General features: G+C 59.0%; 13 protein-coding genes and 2 pseudogenes. 8 read left to right on the top strand and 7 right to left on the bottom strand.

The window, feature by feature from the left end:
• Window positions 1-169 precede the first annotated feature (169 nt).
• Complete coding sequence (locus ACZ5MJ_RS09045) at window positions 170-829, bottom strand: transcriptional regulator (RefSeq protein WP_464223499.1); 660 nt, start codon at window positions 827-829, stop codon at window positions 170-172.
• Between the two features lie 719 nt (window positions 830-1,548).
• Between ACZ5MJ_RS09045 and ACZ5MJ_RS09040 the strand changes: the two genes are divergently transcribed.
• Complete coding sequence (locus ACZ5MJ_RS09040; protein WP_464223498.1) at window positions 1,549-2,505, top strand: hypothetical protein; 957 nt, start codon at window positions 1,549-1,551, stop codon at window positions 2,503-2,505.
• Window positions 2,506-2,592: 87 nt separating this feature from the next.
• Window positions 2,593-3,948 carry an IS1182 family transposase gene (locus tag ACZ5MJ_RS09035; RefSeq protein ID WP_464219218.1) on the top strand — a complete coding sequence of 452 codons (1,356 nt, stop codon included), beginning with the start codon at window positions 2,593-2,595 and terminating at the stop codon, window positions 3,946-3,948.
• Between the two features lie 1,266 nt (window positions 3,949-5,214).
• On the opposite strand, the gene ACZ5MJ_RS09030 is transcribed toward ACZ5MJ_RS09035, so the two are convergent.
• Both ACZ5MJ_RS09030 and ACZ5MJ_RS09025 read right to left on the bottom strand, forming a co-directional pair.
• The gene (locus ACZ5MJ_RS09030) at window positions 5,215-6,213 is read right to left on the bottom strand and encodes a protein NO VEIN domain-containing protein (protein WP_464223497.1); all 999 of its coding nucleotides are present in this window, start codon (window positions 6,211-6,213) and stop codon (window positions 5,215-5,217) included.
• 36 nt (window positions 6,214-6,249) lie between these two features.
• Window positions 6,250-6,540, bottom strand: a complete 291-nt coding sequence (locus tag ACZ5MJ_RS09025; RefSeq protein ID WP_464223496.1) for a helix-turn-helix domain-containing protein — start codon at window positions 6,538-6,540, stop codon at window positions 6,250-6,252.
• A 211-nt stretch (window positions 6,541-6,751) separates the two neighbouring features.
• Between ACZ5MJ_RS09025 and ACZ5MJ_RS09020 the strand changes: the two genes are divergently transcribed.
• The 4 genes from ACZ5MJ_RS09020 to ACZ5MJ_RS09005 all read left to right on the top strand — a co-directional run bounded on the left by ACZ5MJ_RS09020 (window position 6,752) and on the right by ACZ5MJ_RS09005 (window position 9,096).
• Entirely contained in the window at window positions 6,752-7,246 is a 495-nt protein-coding gene (locus ACZ5MJ_RS09020; RefSeq protein ID WP_464223495.1) for a hypothetical protein, read from the top strand.
• A gap of 131 nt (window positions 7,247-7,377) precedes the next feature.
• Window positions 7,378-8,286 carry a nucleotidyltransferase family protein gene (locus ACZ5MJ_RS09015; RefSeq protein WP_464223494.1) on the top strand — a complete coding sequence of 303 codons (909 nt, stop codon included), beginning with the start codon at window positions 7,378-7,380 and terminating at the stop codon, window positions 8,284-8,286.
• Between the two features lie 24 nt (window positions 8,287-8,310).
• Window positions 8,311-8,700 carry a putative phosphothreonine lyase domain-containing protein gene (locus ACZ5MJ_RS09010; RefSeq protein WP_464223493.1) on the top strand — a complete coding sequence of 130 codons (390 nt, stop codon included), beginning with the start codon at window positions 8,311-8,313 and terminating at the stop codon, window positions 8,698-8,700.
• 132 nt (window positions 8,701-8,832) lie between these two features.
• Window positions 8,833-9,096 carry a helix-turn-helix domain-containing protein gene (locus ACZ5MJ_RS09005; RefSeq protein ID WP_464223492.1) on the top strand — a complete coding sequence of 88 codons (264 nt, stop codon included), beginning with the start codon at window positions 8,833-8,835 and terminating at the stop codon, window positions 9,094-9,096.
• 219 nt (window positions 9,097-9,315) lie between these two features.
• Here ACZ5MJ_RS09005 and ACZ5MJ_RS09000 read toward each other — a convergent pair.
• Window positions 9,316-9,495, bottom strand: a pseudogene (locus ACZ5MJ_RS09000) (IS4 family transposase); the annotation flags it as partial.
• 566 nt (window positions 9,496-10,061) lie between these two features.
• On the opposite strand from ACZ5MJ_RS09000, the pseudogene ACZ5MJ_RS08995 reads away from it, so the two are divergent.
• Window positions 10,062-10,310: pseudogene (locus ACZ5MJ_RS08995) on the top strand (type II toxin-antitoxin system CcdA family antitoxin); the annotation flags it as partial.
• Between the two features lie 44 nt (window positions 10,311-10,354).
• Here the strand turns inward: ACZ5MJ_RS08995 and ACZ5MJ_RS08990 are convergent.
• A protein-coding gene (locus ACZ5MJ_RS08990) for an IS3 family transposase (protein WP_464223491.1) occupies window positions 10,355-11,925 on the bottom strand; the annotation gives its coding sequence in 2 pieces (ribosomal slippage) (window positions 10,355-11,496 and window positions 11,496-11,925; 1,572 coding nt in all).
• A gap of 88 nt (window positions 11,926-12,013) precedes the next feature.
• Here ACZ5MJ_RS08990 and ACZ5MJ_RS08985 point away from each other — a divergent pair.
• On the top strand, window positions 12,014-12,277 hold the full coding sequence (locus ACZ5MJ_RS08985) for a hypothetical protein (protein WP_464223490.1): 264 nt from the start codon (window positions 12,014-12,016) through the stop codon (window positions 12,275-12,277).
• A gap of 417 nt (window positions 12,278-12,694) precedes the next feature.
• Here ACZ5MJ_RS08985 and ACZ5MJ_RS08980 read toward each other — a convergent pair whose 3' ends face one another.
• Both ACZ5MJ_RS08980 and ACZ5MJ_RS08975 read right to left on the bottom strand, forming a co-directional pair.
• On the bottom strand, window positions 12,695-14,503 hold the full coding sequence (locus ACZ5MJ_RS08980; RefSeq protein WP_464223489.1) for a UvrD-helicase domain-containing protein: 1,809 nt from the start codon (window positions 14,501-14,503) through the stop codon (window positions 12,695-12,697).
• The gene (locus ACZ5MJ_RS08975) at window positions 14,490-16,343 is read right to left on the bottom strand and encodes an ATP-dependent nuclease (protein WP_464223488.1); all 1,854 of its coding nucleotides are present in this window, start codon (window positions 16,341-16,343) and stop codon (window positions 14,490-14,492) included. The genes ACZ5MJ_RS08980 and ACZ5MJ_RS08975 overlap by 14 nt, the downstream gene beginning before the upstream one ends.
• Between the last annotated feature and the right edge of the window lie 53 nt (window positions 16,344-16,396).

The raw sequence follows: 16,396 nt of genomic DNA, 5'->3' as shown, positions 1-16,396 counted from the left end.
CCAGCATCTGGTCGAATTGCCGAAGCTGCCATTGCGGTGGTCGTTGTGCTTGGTAAGAATAATGCGCGGCCCGCGTATCGATGGGAAAGTCTTTGCTTGCACGGAGCTCCTCAAACCGGACTGCGCCATCGTCGACGCACACCCACCAACAAGCGCGACTTCTCCCCGGTCAGCAGGTGACCGCGCCCGAGCAGAGCGCAGGAACATCGGCCGGTTGCAGCCAGCCAGCAATGAATTGCCCCATCGCATCAAGCAACACGTCAGACGTCAGTCCCGCTGCGCCGGCCAGAGCCGGGCAGATGATCCAGGCGGTGCCGTCGCTCTCCAGCACTCGCAGGGTCTTCGGCAAGTCAGCGGGCTGCAGGATGTAGTCGGTGCCGCGCACATCCTCAAGGGCGAACGCCTGTGCGAAATCGTCGGCGTGCCGCTCGCCCAGGCAAACCACCACCTTTGGCCTCCAGAGTTGGCGGATCTCATCGATGAAGGAGAAGCGCCGGCCGCTGCGGCAAAGATCGAGGTAACGTTGTTTTGGCACCAGTTCCGGCTGGCCGCGGAATGCCTTCGACCAGGGTGTCTGGTTGATCAGGCTGGCTGGCAGTGGAAATAGACTGAGCTTGAACTCGGCGCCGTATGGCGCGTACAGATGATGGTCGAAGTAATGCTTCCAGTCCTGCTCGCGCACGGGGGCTTTGAGAATGTGTGCGCGTGCCGCGGACATGATCCGCGCAATTCTCTGGTGCGACTGCCAGCGCGCCATGTGGTCGCGGTTCCCGTCTCGGTACACATGGTCCCAGGCGCGGGGCTGCGCGTGCGGAACGAGCGGGGCCATTAGCGACTCCGCCCTCGGATGCGGTGAGCTGTCACAGAACCAAACTGCCGCGCCCGGATTACCCCCTTCCATCCCTACGTACGACGCGAAATACCGGTCCAATTGCTCACGCGTAAATACTGTTCTAAGTTCTTCTTTTTTCATGCCTCTACCGCGTGGATAAGTGAAGGACGCACAAACGCTGAGCCGCATCAGCATTTTTGTGCGCCGCACAAACTAGGCGGTTACGGATTCTCCGCGCGAATCCGGATGTTTTCTCCCCCCATACGAGGGATACGATGCTCTCTCATTTCCCCCCTTGAGTGGGGTAACGCAAAATGCAATCTCAAGACGCTGGCGCGCAAGAGGTGGCGCAGCCAGCAAAGAAAAAATCCCCGGCCGAAGCGGTCGGGGACTGTGAGCATGCCGGCTGATCGCGGAACCCGCCGGCGAAGTAATGATCACATGCCCTGACGCCAGGGCGCATCCCTCTAAATAGAGGTATCGCAGGATTGCGACGGCGCACCGGTCAGGGATGCCCCGTCGGGGGCGGGAGTAAAATGCTTCAAAAAACCGGGAACAAGATTGCGTAAGCTAAAGGGAAATTCCATGTCCTCCGAGTAGGCCAGGTCATTTGACAAGGCGGTGTCACGAGTGCAACGAGATCGGATCGTTGTTCGGTAGCGCACAAGCGCTGGCGTTTGGCTTCCCACCCCCGACATCAATGTCCTGGAGCGGCAATGCAGCTGGAACTCGACTTGCGCCATGTGTGGGCCTCCGAAGAACACGCCCGCTCTGTTTGCGCCGCCAGGCGCGGAAGGCGCCCACTAGTCCGCGATCCCTTCTATCGGCAGTGCCGCTCTGTCTGGCTCATCGCCGGTTTCCTCTCTGGCATGGCGACTGTGGCCACGGCAGCGCCGGACGACCGGCCGGAGGCGCCAACGGATGCAAGCGTCTGTAGCTCGGTCTGGTTTCCTCGAGGAATGCGGCTGCAGTTGGAAGCCGATGGCGATATGCCCATGTCACGCCGATCCACGCAGATGGCTCCCTTGCCTACAGCTTCGGGGTGCCAGGCCGACCTGGAAATCCAATCCAAGACGGCACTGGCCGCGCTGATGGGCCCGCCAGTCATCACCGAGCAGAAGCTGCGAGTACTGTTGCGGCCAGCTGCAGACGGGGCGCCACCTGGTATTACGGGCAGTGGCACGGTCAACGCGTGGGCGCGCTACGCACGCCTGTATGGCACGACCACCATTGATGGCCTTGGGCTGTTGGACTATCAATATCGCGGGTTGCCGCTGCGAGAGGGCGACGTCATTGGTGGTGGCTCAGTCGAAGCCAGCGTTTCCTTTACCATCTATGCCCGGGACTCGGGCATTGAAGTCGGCAAACTGGTTGCCCCACACGCGACCCTCACGGTAGCCTCGCGCCGCGTCGGCAAACGCCGGGTGATTCAGACAGCGCTAGGCCCATCGGAATGCGTGCCGATTCGCTATGTACGCATCACTTCGATCGGACCGATGATCATCGCAGGCGAGCAGGTCTTGCCCGGGCCTTCGCACCTGCAGGTCACCGACTGGTATTGCCCGGTTGCTGGCGCGGTGATGCGTCAGGACATCACTGAGGGCGGCAAGACCCAGCGCATTGACACGACGGCTGCCGATCCGCTCCAGCAAACCTCGCAGGCCTCGCCCTAGGAGTTTGTCGGATTTTCGGGATCTCCAGTCGTCCGGCGGGACGGGTTGGGCGTTGATAAATTCACAGTTCGCTGAGTGAGCCCATAGATGAGTCGTTTCGTGCCCGTTGATCGTCAGACCGACTATCTGTTGCCACCGTCAGTGGAGGACTGGTTGCCGGAAGGTCATCTGGCGCGGTTCGTAGTGGAAGTCATCGAGCAGATGGACCTGTCGGAGCTGAGTGGGGCGTACGCGGGTCGCGGCATGGCGGCGCATCACCCCGAGGTGCTGCTTGGCTTGCTGGTGTACGGGTATGCGACCGGAGTGTCTTCGAGCCGCAAGATTGAGAGAGCGACCTATGACTCGGTGGCGTTCCGCTACATTGCGGCGAACACGCATCCGGACCATGACACGCTGGCCACCTTTCGCAAGCGGTTTGCGAGCCAGTTAGAGAAGCTGTTCGTGCAGGTGCTGCTGATCGCGAAGGAGATGAAGCTGGTCAAGCTGGGCCGGATTGCGCTGGATGGCACCAAGGTGAAGGCGAATGCGAGCAGGCACCGCGCGCTGTCGCACGGGTATATCGGCCGGATCGAAGCGCAGTTGCATGAAGAAGTGCAGCAGTTGATGGCGATGGCCGAGACCGCCGATCGAGAGAGTCTGCCAGATGGGATGGATGTACCGGCGGAGATCGCACGGCGCGAAGCGCGACTGAAGGCGTTGGCCGAAGCGAAGGCGAAGATCGAGGCACGGGCGCAGGAACGGTTCGAGCAAGAGCAGCAGGAGTATGAAGCCAAGGTGGCGCGTCGCGAGGCGCAGCGCAAAGACGGCAAGAAGCCGCGGGGCAAGGACCCGGAGCCGCCGCAAGGCGGTGCCAAGGAACGCGACCAGATCAACCTGACGGACGAAGAGTCGCGCATCATGCCGGTGTCCAGCGGCGGCTTCGAGCAAGGCTACAACGCGCAGGCAGCGGTGGATGTCGAGACGATGTTGATCGTGGGCACCTCAGTGACCCAGCAAAGCAACGACAAGCGCCAGGTCGCACCGATGATCGACGTGCTGGGGGCGCTGCCCGAGCCATTGGGCCAGCCTGAGATTTTGCTGGCGGATGCGGGCTACTTCAGTGCGGCCAACGTCGTCACCTGCGAGGCGGCGGACATCACCCCGCTGATTGCGATCCAGCGCGACGCCCATCATCTGCCGCTGATGGAACGCTTCGCCGACGATCCGGCGCCGCCTGAGAGCACCGATCCAATCGTCAGGATGACACACCGACACAAAACGAAGGCGGGGCGAGCACTGTACGGGCTGCGCAAGAGCACGGTCGAGCCGGTGTTCGGCATCATCAAGCGAGTGATGGGATTCCGGCAGTTCTCGCTGCGCGGACTGTCCAACGTCGCGGCGGAATGGTCGCTGGTGGCGCTCGCGTGGAACATCAAGCGGATGAACGTATTACGGGGTGCATAGGGCCGATCAGCGGGCTTCTTGTGCGGTCAAAAAGCACCCGATTGCCTTCCTCATCCACTCTCAAATACCTTCATCGCGTATCACGACTGCGATGAGCCCGCCAACCGAAGCGAACCCCGTCACGACCTGATGTTTTGAATCACGCTTCACCTCAACTCCGACGAACTCCTAGTGACGGGCAATCGTGCCTCGGCATCCCTGCATAGCGGTATCGCTTCGATCTGTGGCAAAAGTGGGAAGAGATTCACTTCTTGCCTTGAGAATGCGCGTCAAAGCGCGGGACTTGAGCAGCGAAGATAGCGGACCAGGTATGCAGGTGGGATGCTGCGTGCCCAGTGTTGGAATTCGAGGGGGTTGGCGAGTTGGCAAGACGTTGTGGTTCTTGGCGAGTTGGCAAGACGTTGTGGTTCTTGGCGAGGTGGCGAAAAACCCCACGGTGCCGGGGTAGCGAGGTCGATTGTCGGCGTGCTTGGGAATCGGTGGTTAGACTTCCGGGAAGCCGCGCCGGCATCGGGTCGCAGAGCTACGAATATGGTTTAACATAATATACATTATGCGAAGTTTGTCTGTAGCGGCAAAGTTGTAATGTCCGGTTTTAGCGGCTTTCAAGGTAAGACTGTGTCGTCCCGCAAGGTACAAGGTGTGTCAATCGCCCTGCAGCCCAATACTGACGCCAAACTCAAGGTAAGGGTGTGTCATAGTAACCACTCGTCTTGCGCAAAACTCAAGGTAGAAAGGTGTGTCATTTGGCTTCGATAAGTGATGTTTTGCGCATAAGTCTGTCGAATTTCATCCTTTTCCGGGCGCGTAATGCGGCCCTCTAGGTACGTTTGTGACTATTCCTAGGCAAAGTTGTGACTGAACCGCTCGGAAACCGTTTGTGCGCCTCGATTTCTAGGTATTTCTGTGACCGCTGGGGCCAGTATGAGCGCCCTCATTCCCGAGGTACGTGTCTGTTACTCATCACTCAAAAAGAGCATCACAGTCGACAAAAAAACGAAATATGGGGTCTTTGGGTGATTGAACCAGATGGGAGCTTCGACATCTCTTTGCGGGCCAGTTCGCACGGCAATGCGCGAAGTTCGTGAAAGAACACGGTGTCGGGGCGACTTCGCTAGAGATCGCAGGGCAGCTTTGCTATGGATGGGGCCACAACGCCTTATTTCTCGCCGGGGCTGCGGCAAGTCGGTATCGACGCGTTGCCATTTCATAAGCGTTGGTAACGTTAAGGCCAAGCGCTCGGACTCACTGCAGGCAGATACTTGTCTACTCTACTCGACGCAAATCGCAACGCCATGCCAATGGCTCGAACGAAAAATTTTCGTCGAGCTCAGTATTGGAAAAGACTTGTTTGACTGGCTGCGTCAGTGCATGAGTGACCATGACAAGACGCCATTCGGAATTTGAGTGCGCGCACTTGAGTTCATTCCGAGTAAGAAAGAACCCTGGATGCGAGCCCGACGTGCCTTTTACCTCGACCAGAAAGCGCAAGGCGTCTTCTGCTTTAGAGACAACTAAATCGTAACCCAGGTTGTCTGAACTAACGTCGTCAACGATCCAACCCTCTCTTTGGTACTCGGCAGTGACAAAGTCCACCGCCGCTTTTTCTACTGCGTCCCTGTGCTCTTGGTCTGGGAACCAAATCCGGGCCTCTCCGGTTTCCCGCGGATCCGGCGCTCCGTTTTCTTCGGTGGACAAATCCTCTATGCCACCAAAACCGTCCATGCCGTGTTTACGGACGTGTTCATCGACGTCGCCGTCCGAAGGTTCCCAGTCATTCTGACCGCGGACGAGAATGACTCTACGTCGATCTATATCCCACCGAACTACGCGCCAAAGCTCGTCGTCCTTGACGCGAACGTCTACCTCGGCATTTTCATTTTGATCCAATACTTCAATGGGTACTCTGTTTGTCTGCAGAACGGCAACGACTACTTCGCCAGGCCGATGCTTTTGCTGCAGCAAACGTAGTCGTTCGTCCGCTCGTTCGCGCTGTTTGTCAGTTCTTGCCCCGCCGCCTCTGCGAAATTCCGTGTCGAGGGAGTCCACGTAGAACCAATTCCCGCTCTTATGAACGTGGATAAATTCGCCCCAGATTGTCGTGAGTACGCCGCCTCCAGCGATCGGCCACGCGTAGTCGAACTTTTTTGCCCTCGCGTCGCTTACGCCCAAAAATTGAATCAACTCCGTTGCCCCGCGCTTAGCTGAACCCGATCGGATTCGGTCAATAGTCTCTTTGACTACCGGGTGAAGCTCGCTGTACATGACATGTGATCCAAAAGACGCATAAGAATCGTTATGTTAAACCGGTTTTTTGGTCGGAGGGCGGCCAAGACGCGGCTTCTGCGAGCGGCTGCGACCGTTATGTTTGGCCGCCTCTTCCTCAGCCTGGCGGATCACGTCCGAGGGCCGGACGCCGAGCGCGTCGCACAGATCAAAAAAGGATGCTATCCGCAACCCTTTGCGGTGGTTTTCGACATTGGAGACGGAGGTCGGTGACATCAAGGCGAGATCAGCGACAACGAGCTGCGTGAGCCCTTTGTCTTCTCTGATTTTTCTCAGCACGTGGCTGAGCGCCTCGGTCCGGTCCATGCAGTCGCTCAAGTGATCTAGAGCGAATTTTCGGGCCGCGGTTGCACTGAAACTTCAACTAAAGTTAAAGTTCGCCAACTTTATTTCTGGGTCTGGACCGGGTTTGGTGCCTCACCGGCCATAAACCGTGCCCGACTAGCGTCCGGCTCCGCAAGATCCGCTGACGGACGGGGCGTCACTTCACTAGGTTTCACCGCATCAAGCATCAACAATGAGCGCATTCAACTGGCCAGTCTCCAATTCCCAGAACTTGCTGCCCGGCAAGTACTTTCCCCCCGACCTTCGCAAGCTGAGTCATGTCATGGGCTTCGCTGTACCCCTGGCATTTGCGGGAGACATGTATTTGGTATCACCGGCGCCCGTAGAGGGAGAAGCGGGGTTGCGCTTGGACTACCTGCGCTATCACCACGACCGCTTGCTGGCTTTGATGCGGGCGAAGGCCGTTGATGAACGCCCTGCGGCACTGGCCGACCAGGGCCGCAGGCTGGGCGAAACCGATCTAAATACCGACGAGATCCGCCTGATTTGCCATCTCGTCGAGACGCAGCTCCCGGGCTTGGATCCGGAACCGATGGACAACGGCGACTGCCACGTGGTGGCCGATTATCTGGAAGTGCGCGGCGCGGTCCTGCGCGGTCGTGTACGCGATTTCTTTCGCTGCGCCATCACGGCTGGAGCTCTTCAGCCCTGGTGCGCACCGCAGTAAAGAACCGCCCTCCTCGCCGTTTCTTTACACCCTGCCATCGACGCATCTCCATGTCTTTCAGTTATTGTGCTGTCCAGCCCGATGCTCGGTGCGCAATACCGCCCTCACCTCCTCTTTTACACAGTACTGGTATGGCCGACTGGATCGGACTGGACGAGCAGGCATTGCGTCAGTACATCGATGCCACGGCCGTATTCGAAGCCTGCGAAGCGGCGCGCGCCCGCGTGGATGCGTGTAGCGGCGGCATGCTTTGGCGAACCACCAAGGGTCATGAGTACCTGATCCAGACCAGCAGCGACAATCGCCAGCGCTCCCTGGGTCGTCGGTCGGCCGCAACCGAATCCACGTATGAGCAATTCATGACCCGCAAGCGCGCGGCGCAAGACCATCTGCGGGCACTACGCCAACAGATGGCGGTTCATAACCGCATGAACCGCACCCTGCGTGTCGGCAACGTGCCGGCGCTGCTGGAGCGAATCCTCGCGGCGATGGATCGACTCAGCCTGCACCTTGAGGTTCTGGTAGCCGGCGACTGCGCGCTGTTCGCCTACGCGGCCCAAGCCGGTGTGCACCTGTGTGTCCCGGCAAATGCCAGCAATGTGCCGGTGCCTCTGGTCCTTCAGCTCTGGGCCGCAAACGACGCAGCGAAGGATCTTGCATTCAACGCGCTACGTGCGGCTGATAAGACGTTCATCGCGCGTGAGGTCACGGCGGATCGGCTGCAGGCCACCAATGCGCAAGGCGCGACCGTAATGATTCGCCACGACCGGCTCATCGCTGCATTGGTAGCGCCTCCTAGTCCGCTGGTTTTGCGGAAGTTCTCCGCCGCCGTGGTGACGGCATCCGGCCGTATGGCACGCATGACGGCAATTCCGCCGGCGCAATACATCCTGGATGCATTTCATCAGGCCGCGCGCGTGGACTTGACGCCAGCGCAATCTGCTTCATACACAGGGCGCGCGCACGCGACGCAACGACTAGTGGCATGCCGCTTACCCCACTGGGACGAGGCGTTGGAAACCCGCACCCGGCCTGCTTAAATCACTGCAAATCGAGAAGCAACCATGAAAGACGACCGTCCCTCCCTCAATGAAAAGGATGTATGGCTGCATGTGGCCGCCCCTTCGTTGAAGTCCTTCGATTCCAACGAGTCCACCGGGAAATGGTGCATATTTCGCTCCGAGCACGAGATCGATGAATCATGGGCAACGATCCAGGGTCTTGCTGCTGATGAGAAGATCTTCCTTGCGAAGGTATCGACCGCGATCGGTCGCCGATACCACGACGGTCATGTCATCTGCGTCTACACGCTGGATTGGAATGATCAAGCGGATCTCATGATCGTACGCCAGGTGCTGCGCGACGCCGGTTTTACGGAGGAGATGGGCTACAAGCGCGATGTCGACACCACCAGGCGCATCTATGGGTCCAACGAGTGGTATCTGAGAGCCTGACAGCAGAAATCCGCACGAGCCATTGCGGCCAACCGTTATGCCTGCCTACGCGGGCGTTATTGACCTTTTTTGCTCACTATGCCTGCTATTCGAAACGCACTGACAGGCGACGAGATCGCCCAAGAGATTGGCATGCGGCTCCGCTTCCGGCGTTTGGAGCGCAACATCACTATTGAGGCGCTCGCGAAACGCTCTGGCGTCGGTCGTACCGCGGTGGGTGACATTGAGGCCGGTCGCGATGTTCGGTTGTCGACTCTCATCAAAGTCATGCGTGGGCTGGGCGTGCTTAGCAACCTGGACGCCGCGTTCCCGGATACCTTGCCGACGTCGTTAGCGTTGACGAAACGGCGGCAACTTCGAATGCGCGCGTACGTGATTAAAACTCAGAAGGATTGACAGACGCATGCCCCTCGGGCATTGGGCTGCGCGGCTCCTTGTTGCGACAGCGCGACGAACGAAAGAATTTCTCGCTTTCCATTCTGCGTCCTGCAGCAGGCGTTGTGGACAGAATTTGTTCGATGCGCCTGCTATGGTAAGCATACTGATTTCCCATGCGTCGACAGGACGTGGTGTCCGGCTTTTAGGCTACGGCATTCGTGGCTAAACTGTTCCTGGTCGCTGCCTTTCGGAGGCTGCAGTCTGCCGAGGGCCATCGTCGGGCTTGCCCTCGATGACATCCCAGCGCGTGTTCGCCTTGGCTGGGATCACGAAGTGCCGATTGTGGCCGCCGGTGGTGAGTCCGCACAGGATCTCGGCGGCTAGGAAGCCCTTGTCGAATACCGTAATCGAGTCGTCTCGGCTGGAGATGGCCAAAGCGGCGCTGGAGGCGAAAACTTGGCTCACCGGCGCGTCTGCAAGGAGCGCCACATGAGCCAGCAAGGCGCCGACGAATGACACGCCATTGCGAACGGCTCGCCAACACAACAGAGACTCGACCCAGAGGGCAAGGATGATCAGGTATCCCGACGCTATGCACGAAGCAGACGCCTCGCAGTCCGCTGAAACGGCGGAGGATGTGCAAAGAAGAAGAGATTTGATCGGCTTGCGAGGCCGCGAAGATTTGCTGCCGGCGCTTGAACGGGCAAGGCAAATGCTCAGGGCCTTTGCTGGAGGACCAGCGCCCGAGTTCCAAGGATCGTTGCGCCGCAGGCCGCGCTATTGAATTGACAGCGCCCGAACTGGGTGAGTACCCAACCCTGTCCATCAGTTGCAGAAGCCTGTTGTTGAGGTAGTCAGAAGTATTTTCGCCACTCGGCCCTCAGCAAGGGCCTACCGAGTTTGATTCGACGCTCGAGATCTTCACCGCTGGTCTGATTGGCTGTTCTCAAGGATATCGATTAGAACCCTCCAAATTCAGCGCAATGGGCGATTCGGGATGCGAAATGGGCCAAATGTTCGTAATTCGAACTCGCAAGGCGAAGGCTGTGAGGCGACGGGCAGACGTCTATGAAGATGATAAGGCGCTCGATTGTCACCCTCCACGCGTCGTCGAACAGGCGGTGCGAGCCGCTACTCGTGTCGAGCGTGGACTTCAATGGGCCGCTGAAAACGTAAAATTCACCGCCTCTCACAACACGTTTGTTGCGAGGCGTGGTCTGCCGCTTGGCAAGCGCCGGATGTTCCGCGGCGCGCGTCAAGGTAGATGTCGCCTCATTCATGCAGCCAAACGCTGGTTTTCCGCGCCTGGCTTGATACGGGTGGGCACGGCAATCTCGCGCTCGGGGTTGAGCGTGACCGTCCCGATTGGCGACCAATCTCGCGTGTGGCGTGACCAGCGACGCGGGTTGCTCTCTCGGGCCTTGGCGTACAGCTCATGGCGCGCGGCGAGAATCTTTTCATCTTGTCCGGCGTGGCGCTGTGCCGGACTCACATAGCGGATGCCGCTGTGTCGATGCTCGTGGTTGTACCAGTGGACGAAGTGCGCCGCCCAAGTACGCGCCGCAGTCAGATCGGCAAAGCCCTTGGACGGGAACTCCGGCCGGTACTTGGCCGTGCGGAAGAGGCTTTCCACGAAGGCATTATCGTCGCTCACCCGCGGACGCGAGTACGAAGGCTTGACGCCCAGCCAGTGCAACATCGCCAGCACCGTGGTGGCCTTGAGCGTGGCACCATTGTCTCCGTGCAACACCGGCTTGGCCGCCATGGCATGAATGCCCTCGGCCAGCGCCGTGCGCTTGACCAGATGCGCCGCGTGATCGGCGTCGTCGCGATCGTGGACCTCGAAGCCCACGATCTTGCGGCTGTACACGTCCAGGATGAGGTACAGATAAAACCAGCGCCCGGCGACCTCGGCCGGTAGGTAGGTCATGTCCCAACACCACAGTTGGCGCGGCCCCGTGGCCACGTGCGTGGTGGGCGGACGGCTCTGGCGCGGCGCCTTGGCGCGTCCTCGATGCCGGGTCTGCCCATGGGCCCGCAGCACCCGACCAAAGCTCGATTCGCTGGCCAAGTAGACACCCTCATCGGCCAGCATGGGCACGATGCGCGCCGGCGGCATGTCGGCGAAGCGCGGCTCATTGGCGACGGCCAGAATGCGTTCGCGCTCCTCGATGCTCAGCGCATGCGCGGGCGTGGGCCGTTCGGCCCCGAGGCGGCGGTCGCCGACCACCAAGCCATCGTGGGCCTTCCAGCGTTGCAGAGTGCGCACGGTTATGCCAGCCACCTCGCACGCCAGGCGCAGGCGAGCGCCGCCTGCATGCGCGGTTTCGATATGGCGGACCATCGTGTGGCGATCTTCCAGGCCGATCATGCGTCCTCGTCCTTGTCCTTCGGGAAGATGCCCTCTAGCTTTTTTGAGAGTATCAGCAGGGCGGCGGCTTCAGCCAGCGCCTTCTCCTTGCGGCGCAGCTCGCGTTCGAGTTCCTTGATGCGGCGCCGATCGGCCTTCGTCTCGCGAGGGGTGGCGCGCGCATCCTCGGGCTCCGCCAGCGCCTGCGTGGCGGCAGCACGCCACTGCTCCAACTCCTGCGGATACACACCGTTCTCACGGCACCAGGCGTTCTTGCTGGCCTCTTCCATCGCAGCCGTCGCCAGCACCGCCTCAAACCTGGCCGCCGCTGTCCATGCCCGCTCGCGAGCAGGCATGGACATAGCGTCCGCACGCCAGCGCTCCAGCGTGGCCACTGCCACACCCAATTCCCTTGCAACCACTTCCACCGCCGCACTCTCCGGCGGTAACAACCGCGCTACCGCCCGGTCCTTGAAATCCTTCCCGTAACGAGCCACTTCTCTCTCTCTCATCGCCCCCAGGGTTCAAATTCTATCGGGGCGACATCTATTCTGCCGCGGGGGGTCCGATTGCGGGAATTCAAACTTGGATCTGAATCTTGAGCAGCTTTTAGGGTGCGAGCGTCTAAGAAAACGGTTGCATCAGCAGGTGACCGATGCGGAAACGGGTCTCAAGGACGCGCTACGCGGTGCTGTGCGAAATCTTGAGCAGATTCAGGAATCCATGCGTCGCAGAAAGCTCGAGAAAAACGAGATCCACGCAAAGAGGACTGTGAGGACAATGACCGGGCAGACTGACGAACTGTCGCATGCAATACCCGCGCGGCAAGGCGAGGGCGTAACGCGCTGAGCTTCCAATCCCTGTCGCTAGCTGATCGACGTTTCGTCTTCTCCCAATGGAGAAGCAATCGACGTAAGGTGTCCACCAGCCAGCCGCTGCGTCAGCAATGGTAGGTGATTGCCCCTTCGGCGTCGCTGATGGAGCGATTAGGAATGAGCATGGAGATGGACTCAGCCTCGCGCTCGGCGATCGCATTTTCCCTTTCCCGCCCAAGTATCACCTTCCGACGGTCCGACAGGTCGTACGGCGTTTGCTGGACGCCCTCGATTGCCTACACGCAGGCACTCAAATCCGCGGATTCCAGGGATGGGGAGCAGTTTGGGCGAGCCCGCCGGCGATCGCGTCGAGGAAGTCCGCCGTGAGTTCGAGATTCTACTGACCAGGACACCCTACAGAAGCGTCTGCTTGGCAGGTGGGTCCGGTCATCTAAGGCAGAAGCAACACGCACGCGTCGTCCGCTGGGGTCAAGATGGTAGTGCGCTGTTTGCTTCGTGTAACGCTCACACGGAAATTCTGGCGCGCCTGATTGTCGGCATTCTCCTTGAGATTCAGACGAACGATCCGATCCGGATTTGCCACTATCTCTCGTTTAACGCGTTTCGGCCAGCCTTCGAAAATGATGACTTCATCGAACTGTTTGCCCTTGGCCTTGTGCATGTTCATTACTACGACGCCGGATTCCGGCTTGCTGCGCGCGGAGAAATGGTCCTGCACGAAAGCTTGTCGGACGATCGCGAGCGCTTCGCGGTAACGGTTCTCACGCCAATCCGCGGAAAGCTGTTGTCTGAGTTGGCTGCCCCGATCGAGTAGTCGTAGATTTTTGACTTCTTCGGCAACGTCTTTGAGGCGCTTGCAAGGGCCGTCTTCAAGCACCTGGCGCAACGCGCGCCAGTCCTTGTCAGGATCGCCCGTTAAGACGAGTCCACGGGCCTGTTCATAGACTGCCAACATGGCAGTGATGACACTGTTCTGGCGAGGTGGCTTTCCTGTCGAACGTCTTTCCAGGAGTTCCGCATAGGCATCCCTGATACTTTGCGCCTCCTTTAGAGCGCCCAGCGTCGGGGAATCTCCGTTCCTTCCTTGATAGTAGTTACATAGCAAATCAATGAATTGCGCGAAATGCTGCTGGCCGGTCGACGGTTGCAGCATGAGCGCGATGATCTCTGCGGCAAGTATTGCGCCTTCAATTTCAAGGGTGGCGCTATGGTGGATCGCTTGGAGTCCTCCAGGAGGATTTCGCAGGGAGTCGGATACCAATCGAGCCAATTTTTTGGTGGGCACGAGGACGGCCAGCGACCAGCCGTCAGCGTTGGCCTTCAGCAAGCGCTGTCTGGCGGCGTAGATCGTTGTTGCCAGCTTGGTCATGGCAGGGTCAGGAGCAGAAACAAAGACTTCCAACTCGATACCTCCGTACTGTGCTTGTCGAAATTCCCCAGCAAGCACGTCATTACCGAAGGCCGCAATGTCGGTTCCCGCGCTTCGATGATTGTCCGTACTTAGGTCAACGTCCTTGACTTCAAACGCGTCGCGGAAATGATCCAGTCGGGCCGGATCGGCGCCAATCCAGTCATAGATGCGTTGTTCGGGATCCGCCAGTGCGATCAACCGGCAAAATTCACCAAGCTCGCGGACCACCCGCCATTGCGCTTCATTGGTGTCCTGAAACTCATCAAGCAAGATGGCAGGGTACATCGTCGCAACAAGGCGACGCACGCGGACACTTCCATGGAGGAGGTCACCGACAAACGTAGCGAAGAGATCAAAGCATATCTTTCCCTCCTCCCTCGCCAGACGCATGCGTTCGACAGCTTCGGCCGTCCTCTTTTCCCGCCTCCGTTCATCTGTGAGGCTTCCGGCTGGAAAGCCTGCCCGGATGGCCGCAAGGGCGATAGCCTCATTGGGTGGCGTCAGGAGCGAAAGACGGCGAGGCAGCCCGATCAAGTACCCATGTGCTTTCAGGACGCGCCAGAAAAAGGCGTGATAGGTTTCGACTTCAATGCGCCGCTTTGTGGTTGCGGGAATCTGCTGCTCATGCTCGATAGCTTCTACTACACGCGAAACGGTCGCGCGTGCAAAGCTGAGAAAGAGGATTTGCTGACCGGCGCGGAGCGACCGCTCGGCAATCTGAGCGGCCTTCAAGATTGAGACAGTCGTCTTACCCGATCCCGGCCCGCCTGTGACGAGCAGATCGCCGTCGGCGTCCATGACGGCCTGCTGGCCCTTAGTCAGCTCCATCGACATTTTCCCCGGCGTCGAGATCGACCTGAACGAGCGGGACGGCTTCCTTCCCCGCTACAATGAGGGGGGTGCAAGTCTCTTTCAACTGCATCGCCGCGTCGCGAAGCCACTTGGGAATCTCTTCTTCGCTGCACTGTGCCAAGAAGTCCGCCACGCCCCAATTGCCCTTCGACCACGCAAAGTACGCCACGAGCGCGTCCTTCGCTTGTGCCTCGGGGTCGGGAAATTGTTGCTTCAAATGCTGAGGCCAATCCAGCGCACCGGCGAATCGCTTCAGAGCAGCTTCAGTCGTACCCTTTATGACCAGATCCTCAAAGCCCTTCTCGTCGTGCATCAGCAGGAGGTCGACTTGGCCTTCAATCTGCAATTTGTTGTCGTCCGCTTGCTTGTCACACAGCGCAAAGGTTCGTTTGCCGAGCGTTCGATAGAGTTCCGCCATACCAGGCAGATTCTTCTCGCCGTCGGCGTCGAGGATACAAATCCCGAGCGCCTCAAGGGACAGATAGCTTTCGGGATTCAGTTCCGCCAGGCGGCGGCACGTTACCGGGAATGCCGAATACTCTGTTGGTCCTTCCGCGATGAGAACGCGGCGCGCCAGGAGGCCCTCGCAGAAGCGGGTGCGGAATTCCTGCCTGTAGCGCTTGGGTTTGACGTTGTCCGGCAAGGAAATAGCCCGCTGCCCCAGATTTCCCTCTGCATCACGCGTGAGCACCACAGTTTCCTCCGTCGCAAACTCTTCCAGCACATAAGGAGAGTGAGAGGTAAAGATTGCTTGGGACGCCAGCTTGCGGACTTCATGGATAATTCGTTTTTGCGCATAGGGCGGGATGGCAGTCTCCGGCTCCTCCATGGCAAAAATGACATTCTGTTTGCTCTCGGCGATCTGTGACAACATGGCCAGCACCAGCATGTTGAGCGTTCCGGTTCCCTGGCGGTAAAAGGGCGCAGCATGCTGACCGTCACCTGTCGCGATGAATGCCGTGATGACCTTCCTCAGATGGTCACGTGTGAGGGTCGACACTTTGAGGTGCGGTTCGACGCCCCACTCTTTTGGCACGTACTTCTTCAATGCCACGTTGATGCTCTCGAGTACCGGCGATATACCGAACTGGGGATCGCTCGCCACCGATACATTGGCTAAGGTTGTGAGCGTGTCTTCCCACATCTGCGGTCTCGCTTCCTTTAGCCGCAGGATGATATCGAGCAAGCTGCCTCGCTCGAGGCTCAATGCACGTGATGCGGTTCGAACCGTGCGCAGGTATAGAAAGCCGCAGAGTTGCTTATGCTTCTTTGAGAAGAAGTCCGGCCGCTCCCCTTCCGTAAGACTTCTGCTGAAGTAGGTTGCGCCTTCAAAATCGTCCTCCTCGGCGTCGTACCAACCGTGGAACGTGATCCGGAGCGCCTCAGTAATAGATGCAGCATCAACGCCAGCGGGTTCGGGGGCGTCATAGAAAGTGTCCGTGGCGGCATCCCAGAACTCCACGTAGTCGCCGAATTTTGCTTGTTGCTCCTCGGTCAGGTCCGCAACGGTGACCTCAATCTCTATTTTGGGTGTGCTGTCGACAGCGGGGTCGGCTGCCGCCTCGTCTGCAACGTCTCCCTTTTCTGCACCAGGCTCGACCTTTTTCTTTGCGATATAGACGCCCTGGAAAAAATCATGCTCGTCGATAGCAGGCTGGCGGTTTAGGCGATCGGGGCCGAGCACCAAATCCAGCGCCTCCAACACTGTCGTCTTGCCGGTATTGTTGTCTCCGATGAGAACTCCATGTTTCGGAAACAAGAGTGTTGCCGATTTAATACCTCGGAAGTTTGAGATGTCTAGGCGCGCCACACGCACGTTGGTTCTCCTTGATATGTCTGATCCTGTACGCGTTTCCGGCGTGGCGGACG

This window comes from Cupriavidus sp. LA-1, from assembly GCF_055385985.1.
This window is presented reverse-complemented; position numbering and strand designations above follow the sequence as displayed.